Here is a 16,165-nt window from a genome sequence, read left to right on the forward strand (position 1 = left end):
GATCAGTGCCCTCCTCTTTTCTTTCTTCTTTCGTACTGTTAAAACGACTGCAGCTTGGAATAGGAGCCTTTGAGCGCGTGATAAGTGTTCTTATATACCTCGTAGACATGGTTATACTGCGCGACGTTTTCCGGGATCGGAGTTGTCTCAATCGCATTGCTGAGCCAGTCCCGGTAGAAGGCTTCCTCATTTTCAAAAATCCCCACGGCCATAGCGGCCACATATGCGCCCGCAAATGTTTCGTCCGCACCCGACACGTAGGATTGCGGCACACCCAGACAGTCGCTGGTCATCTGGCGCCAGAGCGGGCTCTTGGCTCCTCCTCCGCCGACAGCCAGCTTTTTGACCGGAATCATTTTCCCCTCCGCCTCCATGCCCTCAAGCGCGTGCCGCACCGACAGGCAGAAGGACTCCATGATCGCACGGTAGACATGGGGCACCTTGTGGTTGAGGTCGAGCCCGTAGAGCACGCCGCGTGCGAAAGGGTCGTTGTCCGGGGTGCGTTCGCCGTTCAGGTGCGGCAGGAAGATGAGCTTGTTCGACCCGATGGGGATTTTCTCCGCCTGCTTATCCAGATACTGCAGCGGGCTCATGCCCGCGGTTTTCGCTTCTTCGCACTCCTGCTTGGCAAAGTTTTCGCTGAACCATTCGAGCAGCACCCCGCTGACCGGGAAGATCGGCCCCATGAGCACCGGGTCGCCCTTGCGGCCAACCTGCGAGGGCTTCGTAAGGAAGCTGACCGCCGGTTCCGCGCAGGCCAGCAGCGTTCCGACCGTTCCGAAATAGAGCACCGCGTCGCCCGCGTTGCGCAGTCCGGAAGCCATCTGGGAGAGATAGAAGTCGCCGGTGCCGACCAGCACGCGGGTCGCCTTGGTAAGGCCGGTGGCGGCGGCGGCCTCGTCGGTGAGGCTGCCCGCGATCTCAAGCGGTGAGTACACCTCCGGCATCTCGCACTTGTCAAGTCCCATCGCATCGAATGCCTCGCGCACATAGCAGCGTTTCTCCCGGTCAAAGAGCGGGGTCATCCAGCAGGAGGTGTTGAAGTCGATGCAGTAATGCCCGGTCAGCCGGTAGCAGAGATAGCTGTGGGCAAAGAACACCTTACGGATGCCTGCAAACACCTCCGGTTCGTTCTCTTTCACCCAGAGAAGGTGCGGCAGCAGATAGGTGTTGACCCCCACGTGATCCCACGGCGTCAGTCCAAAATCCTCGAGCCTGCCTTTCGGTCTGCGGATGTCCGACTGGGTAATCCCCATCCGCAGGGGTTTTCCATTTTCGTCGGTGATCCCGATGGACGGCGACATGCCGCTCAGCATGACCGACTGGACTGAGGCGGGATCGATGGCGGATTCGGCCAGCACGCGGCGGATGCATTCCACCCCGTCTCCCCACCAGTTCTGTTCCATATCGTGCTCGGACCAGCCTGAAACCGTTGTCTTCATCACATGCATGACCGCATGCTGCGCCAGGACTTTCCCTGCTTCATTCACCAGGGAAGCCTTGGTATTGGTCGTGCCGACATCGACGCTAATGAATGTCCGCATTTGACTGCCCCTCCTTTATTGATTCTGCCTGTAGACCTCCATCGCCTCATCGACCGAGGCGTCACCATGGACGATGGCCACGATCGCGCGGGTCATTGCAACGATGTGTTCATCCTGCCAGATCTGCCGGCCAAAAACCGGGCCCGCCGCGCCCGCGTCCATCGCGTCGCGCATGATCTGAAGCGTATCGCGCGGCGTTGCGGCTTTGTCCCCGCCCGCGATGATGACCGGGACCGGGCAGCAGGAGGTCACCAGCTTAAAGCTCTCTTTATCCCCAGTGTAGTCGGTTTTGACCATATCCGCGCCAAATTCCGAAGCGATCCGGGATTCGGACGCGACCACCTCCGCTGAATACGGATCCGCTACATGCTCCGCCTTGCAGGCGTGCATCTCCGCGATGCTGGGAATACAGTATTTATCGGCCTGTGCCGCAACGCGGCCGATGGCCGCCAGGGTCGGGCCGTCCACCGGCAGGCCGGGGAACGAATAGGTGATCACGCCGTCCGCGCCAAGCCGCAGCGCATCCTCCACTGTGAATACCTGGTGCCATTCGGTGTAGCTCTCCCACGGCTCGGTGAAACGGCTCGCGCCGGTGTCCAGCCGCAGGATTTTGCTCACTTTCCCATTCATCAGGTATCCAAAATTCTTGATGTTTCCATAGGAGGTCATGATGGCGTCCGCGCCGCCTTCGATCACCGCTTCAATGACCCGTTTCTGATCGTGGAGCCCATTGACAAGGCCGTTCATCCGCGCGTGATCCAGCGCGATCATGACCACCTTGCCATCGGGCTTTAAAATCCTGCTCAAAGTCGGTTTGACATATTTCTGCTCCATGTTTTTTCGCTCCAATCTATGTATTGCTTCCTATTATAAGGATGAAACGCCAAACTCTTTTTTCAGAAAACGCAGTGACTCTTCCAGGTCGCTGTCGAGCCGCGCCTCGTCCGCGCCGTCCGAAAGATCGCGCCAGACGCCGATGTCGTCGCCCACCGGGCAGTTGTGCAGCACGAACGGCTCCATGACCACATCGCCCGAAAAATCGATGTCCCGCAGCCCCTGGCCGATTTCCTTCCATGGGATGTGGCCCTTGCCCGGCACCTTTCGGTTGGATTCACCGATGTGCAGGTGGCCCAGATATCTGCCTGCCGTGCGGATCGCGTCTCCGATGTGATCCTCTTCGATATTCATATGGAAGGAGTCCAGCATGACAAAGACATTTTGCTTGCCGACCTCCTTCACATATGCGGTAGCCTCTTCTGAGGTGTTGAGCAGGAAGCATTCGAACCGGTTCGCCACCTCCAGCATCAGCTGCACGCCGTGATCCGCGGCCGCGTCCGCGATCTCCCGCAGGCTCAGGATGCTGCGTTCCCGGTGAGCTTCTTTGGTGGTTCCCTTGCGCACGGCCGTCTCCGGCCAGCAGCTGTACATCATCCCTGCCAGTTTATGGACGCCCGCGCGGTCGAGACATTCAAAGGTGCGCTTTAAATATTCGATGCCCGCGCGGCGGATCTCCGGATTTTCCGAAGCGACATTGCGCTGCGGCGTGAGGCCGCTGCCCGCGGTCAGGCGGATGCCGCAGTCGGATGCCAGCGAGCGAAGGTCCGCGAGCTTTGCCGCATCGAGCGCAGCCAGGTCGACGGCGTTAACCTCCAGGACGTCAAACCCCATCCGGGAAGCTTTCCTGCATTTTTCACAGGTCACTTCAAACGGATCGTTCCACTGCCTGCCCCAATAGACGTGGTAAATACCGAACTTCATTGTGCTCCTCCTTTTTGTTGTTTTTTCTTTAATATAGACCCTAAATATTTGTTTGTCAATATAAAAACTTAAAAAATAAAGATAAATAAAGAAATTCACAAAATACAGCTTGACAAATAGGTTGTTATGACGTATTCTTAGTCTCAAGAAACTGTTTTTTCAAAAAATAAAACAGAAAATAAAATAATCTTACAAAGATCAGGAGGAGATTGCCGTGATTGCTGTAGAACGCCAGCAATGCATCATCGATGCGCTCCATCAGCGGAACGTCGTCACGGTAGGTGATTTGAGCCGGGAACTGGATGTCACAGAGGAGACCATCCGCCGCGACCTGGATAAGCTGGAAGCGCAGGAGGTCATCTGGAGGGTTCATGGCGGCGCCTATCTGCGTACCCCCACCAACGGCGGAGACGTCCCCGTGGATACCCGCAGAAATATGTGTACCGAGGAAAAAACCCGGGTGGCCAAACGCTGCATGGATTACATCAAGGACGACGACGTTTTGATGCTGGACAACAGCACTTCCGTGCTCCATCTCGCAACCGAGCTCAAGTCATCCAACAGGCGTGTAACCGTCATCACCAACTGCCTTGCCATCATAGAGGAATTGACCGGCTGTTCCCAAATCGACCTGATCCTGCTGGGCGGCACGATGAACCATTCGTCCAGGGACTTTTCTTCCACCGTTACGCAGAAGTTCCTGGATCAATTTCATGCCAAGAAAGCGTTTATCAGCTGCTCGGGAATCAGCACTGCAAGCGGGCTCACCGACTATAACGAGAATAACGCCGCCATCCGCAGGAAGATGCTTTTAAACTCCGACGTGCGCTTTTTCATGTCTGACACCACCAAAGTCGGAAAGAGCATGATCCATGTGGTGGGGGAACTCGGCCTGCTCGACTATGTCATCGTGGACCGGCCGGTTGATCAGGATTTTCAGGATGCGCTGGAGGCGCATCACGTCACCTTTGTAAGCTGCAAATAGCCATCTTTAAAACGGTATTATGAGAATCAACTGAAAAGTGACGCCTTGAGCGGGCGCCGCTTTGATAAGATGTGTCCAAAATGAAGCCCATGAAGCCCATGAAGCCCTAAAATAATAAATGAGGAGGTATCTGTCATGAAGTTCGGTATCTGTTATTCTTATTTCCAGCACAGCTGGGACGGCGGTTTTGAAACCTATCGCGACGCAATTCCCAAGGTGGCCCGGCTCGGATTCGAGACGCTCGAGGTCGGCACCACCGACCTTGCCGCCATGTCGGATGATCAGCTCGAAACCCTGCGCCGCCTGTGCGAAGAACACGGGATTGCCCTCACCGCCGGCGGCGGCATGGGAAAAGCGCATAACGCCGCTTCAGAGGACGAATCGATCCGGAAAAATGGCGTCCAGCGCCTCAAAAGCTTCCTGCCCGCCATGCAGAAAGCAGGGGTCAAAAAGATGTGCGGTGTTTATTTCGGCTACTGGATGTACGACTATTCACAACCGGTGAACAAGCCTGCGGCATGGGCACAAAGCGTAAAAAGCATGCGCGAGATGGCTGATGCCGCCGCGCAATACGGCATCGAGCTCATGCTCGAGGTCGTAACCCGCTACGAGCACTTTCTCCTCAACACCGCCGCCGAAGCAGTCCGTTATGTACAGGAGGTGGGCCGTCCAAACGTTAAGATCCTGCTGGACACCTTCCACATGAACATCGAAGAGGATTCATTGGCCGGCGCAATCCGCACCGCTGGAAAACACTTGGGGCACATGCACATTGGGGAGGCCAACCGCAAGCTTCCGGGCAAAGGACGCCTGCCGTGGCGGGAGGGCGCGGACGCGCTCAAAGAGATCGGGTACCAGGGAGATCTTGTGATGGAGCCCTTCGTCCTGAGCAACTGTGAAGTGGGCGATACACTCTATCTATTTCATGACCTTTCCGACGGGGCAAGCGACGAACAGCTCGCTGAAGATGCGGCCGACTCGCTGCGTTTTGTCAAAGGGCTTTTCGTATAAGAACATTTCGATCGACTTCAAATTTCGATATCTTCCATGCCTAGAAAAGAAGCCGGCTGCTTTTGCTGATGTGTGATAAAGAAGTAGTAGAAGTGTAAAAAATTTTGCCGTTCCTATCCGGCGTTTGCGCATTGCGCCGGATAGGTCGGGCGGTCATTCGGGCAGGTCTACCTTGCCAACGAAAGAGTAATAAATATCAATGTCCTGTCTGCGTGTGCCGTTCTCGTCATAGCTGCACTCATGCACAACGATTTTCTCCACAAACTCACGCAAAAGGGTAGGGGTAAGTTCTTCAAAGCTGGTGTACTTGCGGACAACATTCATAAACTTTTCTGCGTTTACCGTGGCTTCCTGCGCTTTGGAAAGCTCTGCCCGGATAGCGGCGGCTCTCTCTTTCAGTTCTTTCTGCTCGGCTTCATAGTCTGCCGACAGCTCCGTGAAACGCTCGTCTGAAATGCGCCCGGTCACGCTGTCCTCATACAGCCGCTTGAAGATAGCGGATAACTCGCTGATACGCTTCTCGGCGGCTTCCAGCTCCTTTTTCCTTGCGGCGTTCCTGCGCTTGCCCCCGTCCTCGTTCTGCTCGATCAGCAGCTTCATAAACCGGGCTTCGTGCTTCGCTGCATAGCTGGTGACTTTCCGCAGATTGTCGGTCACTCCGGCGGTCAACAGGTCGGTGCGGATAAAGTGCGCCGTACAGTCACGGGTACGCTTCTTGTAGCTCCCGCAGATATAACAATCCTGCTTGCGGGTGGCGTTCTGGTAACGCTGCTGGTAAAGGACGCTGCCGCAGTCGGCACAAAAGAGTATGCCGGAGAATAAGCCCACTTCATCATAGCGGTTCGGGCGTTTGCGCTGCTTGCGTAACTCCTGCACACGCTCCCACATCTGGGTGTCAATGATAGGCTCATGGTGGTTCTCGAAAATCGCCTGTTTCTCAATGGGGTTCTCTACGCTGTGCTTGGTCTTGTAGGACGGCTTCTCCGTCTTGAAGTTTACCAGACAGCCCGTGTACTCCCTGTTTTCAAGGATATGTACCACGGTATTGGTCGCCCACTTGCACTCATAGCCGGGGTGGTAGCGGCGGGTGCTTCCCGTCCGACGGTATTCCAGCGTTCCCGGCGTGGGGATCTCCTGCTCTGTGAGCATACGGGCTATCTTGGTCGGCCCGTTCCCGGCAAGGCACAAGCTGTAAATCTGCCGCACAACAGGGGCGGCTTCCCCGTCAATGATAAAATTTTCGTCCTCGTCCATAAAGTAGCCGTATACGGGTTTGCTCGTGACGGGCTTCCCGCTCATACCCTTAGACCGTTTTACTGCTTTGATTTTCTTGCTCGTATCTCTCACCAGCCATTCGTTAAAAATGTTCCGCAGAGGGGCAAAATCATTGTCGCCCTGTGCGCTGTCCACTCCGTCATTGATAGCGATAAAGCGGACGCCTTTCTGTGGGAAAATCATTTCCGTATACATTCCCACTTGCAGATAGTTTCGCCCTAACCGTGACATATCCTTGACGATAACGGTGCCGACTTTTCCGGCTTCAATGTCCGCAAGCATGGCTTGAAAACCGGGTCTTTGGAAGTTCGCCCCAGAATAACCGTCATCTGTGTACCATTGCAGATTGGAAAAGCCGTTCTGCTTCGCATAGGTTTCAAGAATACGCTTCTGGTTTGAAATAGAATTGCTCTCACCTTGCAGCTCGTCCTCGTGGGATAATCTCGGATAAAGGGCGGTAATAAGGTTTCGGGTGGTCTGTCTTAACATAGTGTCCTCCATTTCCGACAGCCAGCCCCACTATTCCGTATGACTATCATACCACACGCCGGGGCTGGCTGTACAGTCCTTTCTGCTTCTTTACGTCCCGTCAAATTGCCGATTTTTGTGTAGCAGCTTCCGCTTCCAGCACTTTCAGCATTTTATCGGCGGCGGTGGCGGTGGTGTCCTGCTTGAAATAGCCGGAAACGACAAGGACAGAATTACCTATGCGGATTTCCGTCACGCAATCCGGGCGGCGGGTGCTGCGGTCATTCTTTGGGGTGTTGGTCATAGGCGGCTCTCCTTTCTGTTCATCAGCTTTTTCAGTTGTCCCATTTTCTCCTGCGCCGTGGCTTTTCGGAAGTTGCTCCCGGTAAAGCGGACAGGAGAACACATTTCAATCAGACGGTCATAAATGCGGGCGTGGGCGGTGTCCTCCGGGTGCTGCAAGTCCTCCAGCGTGAGATTAGTCGTGACGATCAGCGGCCTGCCGCTGCGGTAACGGCTGTCAATCACGTTGTAGACCTGCTCTAAGCCGTATTCCGTTCCCCGTTCCATTCCAAAATCGTCAAGGATAAGCAGCGGGAAGCTGCAAAGTCGGGAGATATATTCATTCCTGCCCTCAAAGCTGGCGGCAAGGTCACCCAATATCAATGCAAAGTTTGTCATGCACACGGGGATTTCACGCTCCATAAGGGCATTTGCGATACAGCCCGCAAAATAGCTCTTGCCTGTGCCAACGCCGCCCCATAGCAGATAGCCAATGTTGCGCTCTTTCATGGTTTCCCAGTTCTCCACATAGAAATGGGCGTGTTCCATTTGCGGGCACTTGCCGTTGTCGTTCTCAAACGTCCAGCCCTGCATAGCCGGGTCTGTAAAGCCCCGCCGCTTCAACCGCTCGACAGTTTCAAGGTGACTGCGCTGTTTCTCTGCGGCTTCCCGTTCCTCACGCTCTGCCCGCTGGCAGTCACATTCTGCCGGGTGGCGGTCACGCCCCAGCCATGCGGCGGTTTCTTTGGGGAAATAGCCCTCTTTGGGCTTGTGGCACTTCCCGCAGTATAAAAGCCCGTCCTCGCCGGTGTAGTCCTCCGGCTCCGGCGTGGTGTCGGTCATATTCAAAATCATTTCATCAAATCCATTCGTCATAAGCTCTCGCCCTCCTTACAGGTATAATCGGGTATGCCCTTTTTCGGGGCTTTCTTGGCTGCGTCCTCCTGCGCCCACTTGAAAATCGTGGCTGCATGGCTCTTGTATTTCCTCCCGCTGGAAGCGATATGGCAGGATAGGCGGTCAATGTAATACTCCCACTTGCCGGGAAGCTCTGTTTTCAGCCCGTCAAGCTCCGTATCGGAAAGAATGACATTGTGGTATCTGCCATAGGCGGCGGGGGCGGGGTGTCCCGTTTCTAACTCTCTCTCTTTTTCTATTTCTATATCTATCTCTTTCTCTATCTCTATCTCTGGTGGACAAATGTCCGCTCGATATGGTGGACATTTGTCCGCCCCTGTCTGCGGCAGGGCTTTTTGTTCCTGCAAAGCCAGCCGCGCCCTGCGCTTGCGCTCCCCCTCGGTAGAGGACTGGCCGATTAAAAGCTCAATGTTGCTCATGTAGAGTGCGCCGCTTGGCAAAGGCTCCACAAGCCCCAGCTTCATAAAGATTTTCAAAGCTCTCTCTACGGTACCTACCTGCTGGCGGGTAATGGTCGCAATCATCTGGGCGGTGTAGGGGATATTCTCGTCAAGCTGCAATTTCCCGCCGTTTTTCAGCGATTTCAAGTACAGCTTCAAGAGAATGTTGGAATAGATAACGCCGTCCTGCATACTTTCCAGCAGAACGATTGCATCATCGTCAAAATAGCTCTCTTTCAGCTTGAGGTAGTAATATTTGCGGTTATCTGCCATAGGCTGCGTCCTCCTTTTTCCAGCGTTTGGAATAATAGCGAGGGCATAGTATGATAACCGCCCGGAAGCTCTGTTTGCAGTCACGGGTGCAGCCCCGGCATAGGTCGTTGTAAGTGATACGGTTGCGGTGGTTGAGGAAGAAAGACCATTCCAGCCGCCGCTTCTTGCTCATTCTCGGCAATGGTAAGCTCCTTTCTGCCGTTCCTATCGGTGTAGCGGGATAGGGGGCATTTTCTGTATGTTCTCGGTATCATTTTCGGGCTTTTTCTGCCCTGTAAGCCCCGTTTGGAAGTCGGGGAGTATTGCGGTAAGGGTTCATATCATACCTGTATTTTTGTAGGGTTTCGGTATCATTTCGGGGCGGTCTTTAACGCTCCTGTTCACGCTTTTTCTGCTGGCTCGGTGCGCCCCTTAAAATCTGGTCGATATTGCGTCTGACTGTCTGAAGCTCCTGCGCCCGCTGGCGTTTCTCCCGGTAGTCGTTATATCCGGCGTTCTTCTGGACGGTAAGCTGCTCAATCTCCCTTTGCAGGGCTTTGCTGGCTGGCAGCTTGGTTATTCCATGCTCCCGGAAATAACGGGCGGCTGTGTCCGCTATGATAAAATCGCTTTCGTGCTGTTCCCGGTAGGCTCTCCGGGCTTTCTCCGATTTCTGCGCTTTCAGACCGTCACGGGCGGGCTTCGTGCCGATATAGCCCAAAAGGTTGCGCTGCAATTCCTTTTTCTCCCGGATAGCGGCTTCCAGCCCTTTCAGTCCGGCAAGGCTCTCCTGCGTGGCGGTGTTGGCTGCGGAAATGGCAGCGTCCAGCTCGTCCGGGGAAGAAAAGCCATACTGCTGGTAGAGCATGAGGGTAGCCGACATCTGTTTGAGGTTGTGCATGGTCGCCCACTTCTCATAGCCCCGTCCTTTCCCCTCGGCTCGCTTGGCGGCTATGTCTACCATGCGCTGTACAGCGTCATTGTTCGGGGCGTTTTTCGCTTCTTTTTTCGTCCGTAAGCGGTCTTTGATACTGCCGGGGTATTCCGCTATGGCTGCGGGTTTTTCGGCGGCTCTGGCGGCGTTCTGCTCCAAAACGGAGAGGACAGCAGCCCGGTCAAAATCGTCCCCCAGCTTCCGGGCGGTAATTGGCTTCGTCCTGTCCGGCGTGAGGTAACTTAGCCGCCCCCGGCTCTCCTTGACGGTCACACCATGCCGGAGAAGCAGGGCGGCAAACTCATCAAAGCCGGAAGCAGCGGCAAGGGCTTCCCGGATAGTCCGGCGCAGCTTCGCCTTATCCGTTTCAAACTTGGTCTGCCGGGGCGCGATACCGTCCGCAGCAATAGGGGCGTTGGCTCTGTCAAGGGCAGCCTGTCCTTTCTTCTGCGCCCAATACTCACGCTCGGTAATGCGTTCTTTGCTGCCGTTCAAAAGGTCTATCTGGTAAAGCCCCTCGCTGTGGCACATCTCCATGACTTCGGCTTTCAGATAGTTCATAGCTGCGTCCGTACAGCGGTGCTTGCAGCCTGCTTTCCTGTCCGCTGGCCTGTCCATGTGGGGCAGCATGGGAACCTCCGCAATCCGCAGACTGTTAATGACGATATGCACATGGATATTTTCGGTGTGGCTGTGTCCGTCCGGGTGGGTGCAGACAAGGGCCTGGTGTCCGGGGAAATGCTCGGCGCAGAACTTCTCGCCCAGCTCCTGCGCCCGATCAACGGTCAAGCCGTTGTCCGGGCCGTCCCGTGGGTCAAAGCTGATGATGTAGTGGTGGCTCTTTACGTCCTCCCGTTTCTGGTTCTTGCCGTAGCGGAGATTGGAGCGCATACAGGCAACGGCAAAATCCTCCCCGCCACAATTCAGAGAGGATATGCGGTAGTCTACCCTCGGTATGAGCCGCCCGTCTGCGTCAAGGGTGGGCTTCATGGTAAACTCGTCATGCTCGAATGTGAGGTATTTTTCAGCGTCCCCGTAGTTGGCATTTTTAGAGCTGATATGTTTGAGTATCGCCAACGGCTTCACCTACTTTCTGCAAGACTTCAAACTTCAAGGCGGCAAGGTCGGCGGCGGCTCCCCGCACTTCCTTTTCCAGCCCCCGGTAGGGGCTTCCGTATTCGTTCAGGCTCCGGGCAATCTGGTTTAAGTTGCCGCCGATTTTCCCGTACTCTGCCGTGAGCTTGGAGAGGGCGGCAAGCAGCCCGTCATTGACCGGGGAAACGGTGACAATGGGGCGTATGGTCGCTTTCCGTATGGCTTGCCGGATAAACTCGGACTGGCTGATTTCATAAGCCGCCAGCCGCCCGGTGAAGTCGGCGTATTCTTCATCGGTCATGCGGGTCTTTACCACATGACGGCGGTGGGGCGTATTGTATTTCTTTCGCATGGTCTGTGACCTCCTTTCTCGCCCGACAGGGCGCATAGCAGGGTTTGGGGAAGGCACTCCCCAACAAGATTCCCGCAGGGGCAAAAATAAGCGGAGAGCGAATTTTGGCACCTCGGTAGAATCTTGCTCTGAAAAACTCCGGCGTTCCCCGGCTCCCGTCCTTTCCGCTAACAAAACGTTTCAAAAGGGCTTTGCTACCCGCTATTCCGGCTTATCTTGAAAATTTTCCTTTCACTACCTACAACACCACGCAAAGCAAAATGGACGGAGATTTTTAGAATTTCCCCTCTATTCCCTACAACACCACGCAAGCCGGAATAGGCGGACAATGGCAGTATTTTTTTCTTTGATACCCTCTACGGATAAGTAAGGGATTTTGCCAACTGCGGCGGCTATTTTCCCTTTTGTTTTTTCATACTGGGGATTTTCAAAAATGCCAAACAGGAACGAAAAAAAGCAGCAAATCTGTTGAATAGATTTACTGCTTTCTGGTTGCCGGCGAAGCGGCGGTTATTCAGTTGTAGGCGGTAGGGCTATCTCCCAAAGCGGAACTTGAAAATAGCTGTGAGAAGCGTCTGGGTGATGTAGTCCTCTGTATCTTGGTCTACCCGTCCATTCACACGGGCGGCACATTGTATGCGGCGGCGGTAATACTGCAATACAGTTCCCACCGCTTCCGGCTCCCCGCTGGCGGCTTGGACGATTGTTTCATAGGGGAGAAGCCTATTATTTCTCATATGCCATTCCCTCCATTTCCGCTTGGAGCTGCCGTAGGGCTTTTCGGATATGGTAGCCCGCTGTGCTGCGGCTGCGCCCGTACTGTCTGCCAATTTCGTGCTGTGGAATACGCTTGAAAAAGGACAGGTAAATCATTTCCCGCTCCCGTTCGTCCAGCCGTGACAGGGCTTCCGCAAGTAAACCGCTGCTGAAAATGACCGTATCGCCGCAAAGGGTAAGTATGTATTCCTCGTCCGGCTCCGGGGCTTGGAAATATTCATCTGTCGTGCCTAAAGGGTAGTGCTTTTCGTCTGTGAGGTATTCAAGGGATATTTCTCTTTTGTGCTTCCTGCTCCGTGTCCTCGCTGCGTTGATCGTTGCATTTCGGATAACGACTTTGCAAAAGGCATGGAAAGTGTACTCGATATGTTCCCGATATTCTTCTGTACAGGTCATGGAAAATCCCCCTTTCCTCCCAAAAGGGCTGTGGCTGGTTAGTAGTTGCTTTTTATGATAGTAAGGGGCGGCAGCACTTTAGGCTGTCGCTCCTTGACTGCCTAACTGCAAAACCGGGCGGGGCTGTCAACGGCGGGCGAAGCCCGTTCATCTTGACCGTTGACTGGCTCGGCCGGGTTTGCTATTTATCCGGCAAACTTGAATTTATTTTAAGCTATCACGTTTTACCTTTTTAAGCCTTACTATCATTACCATAGGAATTTCTTTATTGTTTTTGAAACATTCTTCATAAAATCCATCAATGACAAATCCAGCTCTGAAACAAAGGTTAAAAATATCTTGTATGGAACGATGATAATAAATCTGCTCCTCCGGCTGCCCTTCGATCGCTATATCATAGTAACTGTGCGGTGTCATATATTTTTCAGTCAATGTGATAAAACAAGGGTGCTGCGTTGCAAAGACAAAAATCCCGTTTTCCTCCAATAGTTCATAAACAGCCATAAAAAGCGGTTCAATATCCGTAATATCCATAATTGCCATATTAGAAACTGCTTTCGTAAAGGCTCGATTTCTTTTTAATCCTAATAAGCTTTCTCTATTGGTCGCATCCGCTACGCAAAACTCAATTTGTTTTGCATATTGTGATCGCCGTCTTTTAGCCAATTCTATCATTTTTTTGCTGTAATCAAAAGCGACGACCGAAGCGCCTCTCTGTGCAAGATACGAAGAATAATTTCCATTGCCGCACGCAATATCCAAAATGTAATCCGAAGGATCAGGAGAGAGAAGTTCCGTTACTTTGGGACGTACTACCTCTCTGTGAAATTCATTGGATTCGTCACCCATTGCATCATCCCAAAATTGTGCGTTTTTCTCCCAGATCTTTTTGCTTTCCTCTGTTCCCATGTTCTCTCCCACTCCCAAAATTTGCCTTTTTGCTTCCATTAAATCTTCCTTACTATATTCCATTGTTACCCTCCATAACTTCTGATTGTTGCCGTCTTGACTATTATGTATCTTTTCTTTCCAAAATGGTATAGGCTTTTATTTTTATAATGCTGCAAAACTTTTCTTCTGTAAGGTATTCAAAGGATATTTCCCTTTGCCGCCGCTATTGGAAAGCCAAAAGCAGCGGCTTTTTTACGCGATATGACCGAAAAGACTAGAAAGCAGGATATGTCATCATTTGTCATTTCTTCTCAATGTAATAACTGCATGGCATATCAAGCCAAATACAAGAGAAAAACAGCCACCGCCAAATAGTGATGCTCCCCACCCTGCACCCGACATTGTCATAAAACCGCCAACAAAGAAAATACCAATGCCAAGAAATATCCCGACACCATAAAAAAGTCCAATTGCCATATCATACTTATTAAATTGTCGTTTCTCTTTTTTTCACATGTTTCCATTTTTGTTATTACCTCCTTCGCAAAATCGTCCATGTGGACTCCAAAAAGAAAACAAATTTTTTTCAACGTATTTAAATCGGGTTCATTAACATCTCTCTCCCAATTCGATAGCGCCTGCCGGGTAACATTCAATTTCCCAGCCAGTTCTTCCTGTGTCATTCCCGATTGTGTTCGCAGATGACGTATTTGCTTTCCTGTTGTAATATCCGTCTGTTTCTGGTTCAAAATGGTTCCTCCTCTCTGATGCTGATTTTATCAATGATATTTCGCAATAGCCAGCAATGAACGTTTGCATTGCGCAAGATGTTACATTATCTTCTGAAACATATGCCGGATCTTGTCTAAACGGCTGTTCGGGCGGCGTGGCTGAAACACAGGCTCGCCGGAAGTTTCCTGATACCCTTTTAATTCTGTAATGCAGACACTTCTTCCATTTGTATAAAAATTCAAATCATTTCTATATTCACCAATACAACGGGCAGGGATTTCCCCCTTAAAAATAACTTCATCTTTTTCAAGTCTGGTTGATTCAATGATTGCGCAATACTTTGGTGCGTCATTATAAGCCCGTGAAAGATATTCCTGCGGTGCAAAAAGGGTAAAGGAAAGGTATGGTTCCAACAGTTGTGTTCCTGCTTTTTTCAATGCCTGCTCCAACACGACAGGCGCAAGAAAACGAAAATCAGCGGGGGTGCTGACCGGGCTGTAATAAACTCCATAATCAAAACAAATTTGGCAGTCTGTCACTCCCCAGCCATATAAGCCCTGCTCCATTCCATAACGCACACCCTCCATGACGGCATTTTGAAAACTTTGGTTTAAATAGCCGAGAGATACCTCGCTTTTATATTGTGTTCCGCTTCCAACAGGAAGCGGTGTTACAGTCAAACCAATAGATGCCCAAAACGGATTCGGCGGCACTTCAATATGAATCGTGTAGCTCGCTTTTTTTTGCGGTCTTTCCAGATAAATAACCGAAGGCTCTTTCATAGCCACGCCCACATGATATTTTTCTTCTAATAGCGAACAAATAACTTCTAACTGTACTTTTCCCAAAAAAGATAATATAATCTCATGTGTAACAGTATCAATGTCAAAATGCAAAAGAGGGTCTGTATCAGCAATCTCTGTGAGGGCATTTAACAGGGCTTCCCTTTGCTCCGGCTTTTGCGGCTCTACCGTTGTCCGAAGTAATGGCATGGGATTATCAATCCGTGTTTTGTGAGGCAGGAGTTTTTCATTTCCCAGAATGTCGTTCAGTTTCAAAGTATCATCAGCTAAAATAACAATTTCTCCCGGACAGGCATGGTCAACCGGGACGATTTCACCATTTGACGGAATACACATTTCTGTAATCTTTATTTTTTCCTTTTTTGACAGCAGCAGGGTATCCCGTAAATGGAGCGTCCCATGATACAGGCGTAAATAAGAAAGCCGTTTTTTCCGCTCTGTATACTCAACCTTAAAAACATATCCACATAATTCAGACTGAATATCGTCTGTTTCTGTAATGAAAGTTTCTGTAATCGCTTCAATCAGTTTTTCTGTTCCTAAATTGTCTTTTGCACTCCCATGATAAACAGGAAACAAAGAGCAGCATCTGGTTCTTTTGCACTTTTCATATTGTAATTCCTGTATATCCAAAGAATCCTCTGCAACATATCGTTCTAATAGTTCATCGCTTCCGGAAATAATCATATCCCATTTGTCCAAATCAGAAATATCGGTCATGGTTATCTTTGGCGACAGGGAAACCTCCTGCATGACAATCATATCACTGGTAAGTTTATCTTTAATGCTTTGGTAAACACGCCGCAGGTCGATCCCATTTTGGTCTATCTTATTTATAAAGATAATTGTCGGAATGTCCATTTTCTGAAGCGCATGGAATAATATACGGGTTTGTGCCTGTACGCCGTCTTTTGCCGAAATGACTAAAACAGCTCCGTCAAGGACAGATAAAGAGCGGTATGCTTCGGTTAAAAAATCCATATGACCGGGAGTGTCCACGATATTGATTTTATAATCATTCCAGCAAAAAGAAGTAACCGCTGTCTGAATGGTAATTCCGCGCTGCCGTTCCAAAATCATAGTGTCTGTTCTTGTAGTTCCTTTATCCACGTTTCCTTGTTCCGCAATCGCTCCACTGGTGTACAGCAGGCTTTCCGTCAATGTTGTTTTTCCTGCGTCTACATGGGCGAGAATTCCAATATTGATTATTTTCATGTGATTGTCCTCCTTTTACAGCCCCAAAAGGGCATAA

17 protein-coding genes are annotated in these 16,165 nt (G+C 51.5%); 2 read left to right on the plus strand and 15 right to left on the minus strand.

The window, feature by feature from the left end:
• Nucleotides 1–38: 38 nt before the first annotated feature.
• The 3 genes from DWV16_RS11235 to DWV16_RS11245 are packed head-to-tail and all read right to left on the minus strand — an operon-like array spanning nucleotide 39 to nucleotide 3,302.
• Nucleotides 39–1,544 (minus strand): FGGY-family carbohydrate kinase, encoded by a 1,506-nt coding sequence (locus DWV16_RS11235; protein WP_118479318.1) that lies wholly within the window; start codon nucleotides 1,542–1,544, stop codon nucleotides 39–41.
• A gap of 15 nt (nucleotides 1,545–1,559) precedes the next feature.
• Entirely contained in the window at nucleotides 1,560–2,378 is an 819-nt protein-coding gene (locus tag DWV16_RS11240) for a class I fructose-bisphosphate aldolase (protein ID WP_066454201.1), read from the minus strand.
• Between the two features lie 33 nt (nucleotides 2,379–2,411).
• A complete protein-coding gene (locus DWV16_RS11245) occupies nucleotides 2,412–3,302 on the minus strand; it encodes a sugar phosphate isomerase/epimerase (protein WP_066454198.1) in 891 nt (296 codons plus the stop codon).
• Between the two features lie 214 nt (nucleotides 3,303–3,516).
• Between DWV16_RS11245 and DWV16_RS11250 the strand changes: the two genes are divergently transcribed.
• Together DWV16_RS11250 and DWV16_RS11255 are read left to right on the plus strand one after the other, a co-directional pair.
• A complete protein-coding gene (locus DWV16_RS11250) occupies nucleotides 3,517–4,287 on the plus strand; it encodes a DeoR/GlpR family DNA-binding transcription regulator (protein WP_118479322.1) in 771 nt (256 codons plus the stop codon).
• A 135-nt stretch (nucleotides 4,288–4,422) separates the two neighbouring features.
• Nucleotides 4,423–5,298 carry a sugar phosphate isomerase/epimerase gene (locus tag DWV16_RS11255; protein ID WP_118479324.1) on the plus strand — a complete coding sequence of 292 codons (876 nt, stop codon included), beginning with the start codon at nucleotides 4,423–4,425 and terminating at the stop codon, nucleotides 5,296–5,298.
• A 153-nt stretch (nucleotides 5,299–5,451) separates the two neighbouring features.
• Here DWV16_RS11255 and DWV16_RS11265 read toward each other — a convergent pair whose 3' ends face one another.
• The 12 genes from DWV16_RS11265 to tet(32) all read right to left on the minus strand — a co-directional run bounded on the left by DWV16_RS11265 (nucleotide 5,452) and on the right by tet(32) (nucleotide 16,128).
• Nucleotides 5,452–7,062: a recombinase family protein gene (locus DWV16_RS11265; protein ID WP_002605633.1), complete on the minus strand. Its 1,611-nt coding sequence runs from the start codon at nucleotides 7,060–7,062 to the stop codon at nucleotides 5,452–5,454.
• Nucleotides 7,063–7,162: 100 nt separating this feature from the next.
• Entirely contained in the window at nucleotides 7,163–7,345 is a 183-nt protein-coding gene (locus DWV16_RS11270) for a transposon-encoded TnpW family protein (protein ID WP_002605634.1), read from the minus strand.
• A complete protein-coding gene (locus tag DWV16_RS11275) occupies nucleotides 7,342–8,199 on the minus strand; it encodes an ATP-binding protein (RefSeq protein WP_002605635.1) in 858 nt (285 codons plus the stop codon). Before DWV16_RS11275 ends, DWV16_RS11270 begins: the two co-directional genes overlap by 4 nt.
• Entirely contained in the window at nucleotides 8,196–8,954 is a 759-nt protein-coding gene (locus DWV16_RS11280) for a phage replisome organizer N-terminal domain-containing protein (protein ID WP_002605636.1), read from the minus strand. The genes DWV16_RS11275 and DWV16_RS11280 overlap by 4 nt, the downstream gene beginning before the upstream one ends.
• Nucleotides 8,944–9,135 (minus strand): hypothetical protein, encoded by a 192-nt coding sequence (locus DWV16_RS11285; protein ID WP_006058351.1) that lies wholly within the window; start codon nucleotides 9,133–9,135, stop codon nucleotides 8,944–8,946. The genes DWV16_RS11280 and DWV16_RS11285 overlap by 11 nt, the downstream gene beginning before the upstream one ends.
• Before the next feature lie 186 nt (nucleotides 9,136–9,321).
• Nucleotides 9,322–10,944: a relaxase/mobilization nuclease domain-containing protein gene (locus DWV16_RS11295; protein ID WP_002602093.1), complete on the minus strand. Its 1,623-nt coding sequence runs from the start codon at nucleotides 10,942–10,944 to the stop codon at nucleotides 9,322–9,324.
• Nucleotides 10,916–11,314 carry a plasmid mobilization relaxosome protein MobC gene (locus tag DWV16_RS11300; RefSeq protein WP_002602094.1) on the minus strand — a complete coding sequence of 133 codons (399 nt, stop codon included), beginning with the start codon at nucleotides 11,312–11,314 and terminating at the stop codon, nucleotides 10,916–10,918. The genes DWV16_RS11295 and DWV16_RS11300 overlap by 29 nt, the downstream gene beginning before the upstream one ends.
• A gap of 533 nt (nucleotides 11,315–11,847) precedes the next feature.
• The gene (locus DWV16_RS11305) at nucleotides 11,848–12,051 is read right to left on the minus strand and encodes a helix-turn-helix domain-containing protein (RefSeq protein WP_002602095.1); all 204 of its coding nucleotides are present in this window, start codon (nucleotides 12,049–12,051) and stop codon (nucleotides 11,848–11,850) included.
• Entirely contained in the window at nucleotides 12,041–12,487 is a 447-nt protein-coding gene (locus DWV16_RS11310) for an RNA polymerase sigma factor (protein WP_002602096.1), read from the minus strand. The genes DWV16_RS11305 and DWV16_RS11310 overlap by 11 nt, the downstream gene beginning before the upstream one ends.
• Before the next feature lie 204 nt (nucleotides 12,488–12,691).
• On the minus strand, nucleotides 12,692–13,459 hold the full coding sequence (locus DWV16_RS11315) for a class I SAM-dependent methyltransferase (RefSeq protein WP_002602097.1): 768 nt from the start codon (nucleotides 13,457–13,459) through the stop codon (nucleotides 12,692–12,694).
• Nucleotides 13,460–13,782: 323 nt separating this feature from the next.
• Nucleotides 13,783–14,127 (minus strand): helix-turn-helix domain-containing protein, encoded by a 345-nt coding sequence (locus tag DWV16_RS11320; RefSeq protein ID WP_002602098.1) that lies wholly within the window; start codon nucleotides 14,125–14,127, stop codon nucleotides 13,783–13,785.
• An 81-nt stretch (nucleotides 14,128–14,208) separates the two neighbouring features.
• Nucleotides 14,209–16,128, minus strand: a complete 1,920-nt coding sequence (gene tet(32), locus DWV16_RS11325) for a tetracycline resistance ribosomal protection protein Tet(32) (protein WP_002602099.1) — start codon at nucleotides 16,126–16,128, stop codon at nucleotides 14,209–14,211.
• Between the last annotated feature and the right edge of the window lie 37 nt (nucleotides 16,129–16,165).

It is taken from the genome of Anaerotruncus sp. AF02-27 (genome assembly GCF_003465835.1).
In the GTDB taxonomy this organism is placed as follows: domain Bacteria; phylum Bacillota; class Clostridia; order Oscillospirales; family Ruminococcaceae; genus Anaerotruncus; species Anaerotruncus rubiinfantis.

Bases quoted from the DNA above. Each gene is read 5' to 3' on its own strand.
- DWV16_RS11240 (WP_066454201.1), bottom strand. From the start codon at position 2,378: ATGGAGCAGAAATATGTCAAACCGACTTTGAGCAGGATTTTAAAGCCC.
- DWV16_RS11255 (WP_118479324.1), top strand. From the start codon at position 4,423: ATGAAGTTCGGTATCTGTTATTCTTATTTCCAGCACAGCTGGGACGGC.
- DWV16_RS11310 (WP_002602096.1), bottom strand. From the start codon at position 12,487: ATGACCTGTACAGAAGAATATCGGGAACATATCGAGTACACTTTCCAT.
- DWV16_RS11235 (WP_118479318.1), bottom strand. From the start codon at position 1,544: ATGCGGACATTCATTAGCGTCGATGTCGGCACGACCAATACCAAGGCT.
- DWV16_RS11275 (WP_002605635.1), bottom strand. From the start codon at position 8,199: ATGACGAATGGATTTGATGAAATGATTTTGAATATGACCGACACCACG.
- DWV16_RS11270 (WP_002605634.1), bottom strand. From the start codon at position 7,345: ATGACCAACACCCCAAAGAATGACCGCAGCACCCGCCGCCCGGATTGC.
- DWV16_RS11305 (WP_002602095.1), bottom strand. From the start codon at position 12,051: ATGAGAAATAATAGGCTTCTCCCCTATGAAACAATCGTCCAAGCCGCC.
- DWV16_RS11300 (WP_002602094.1), bottom strand. From the start codon at position 11,314: ATGCGAAAGAAATACAATACGCCCCACCGCCGTCATGTGGTAAAGACC.
- DWV16_RS11265 (WP_002605633.1), bottom strand. From the start codon at position 7,062: ATGTTAAGACAGACCACCCGAAACCTTATTACCGCCCTTTATCCGAGA.
- DWV16_RS11315 (WP_002602097.1), bottom strand. From the start codon at position 13,459: ATGGAATATAGTAAGGAAGATTTAATGGAAGCAAAAAGGCAAATTTTG.
- DWV16_RS11245 (WP_066454198.1), bottom strand. From the start codon at position 3,302: ATGAAGTTCGGTATTTACCACGTCTATTGGGGCAGGCAGTGGAACGAT.
- DWV16_RS11280 (WP_002605636.1), bottom strand. From the start codon at position 8,954: ATGGCAGATAACCGCAAATATTACTACCTCAAGCTGAAAGAGAGCTAT.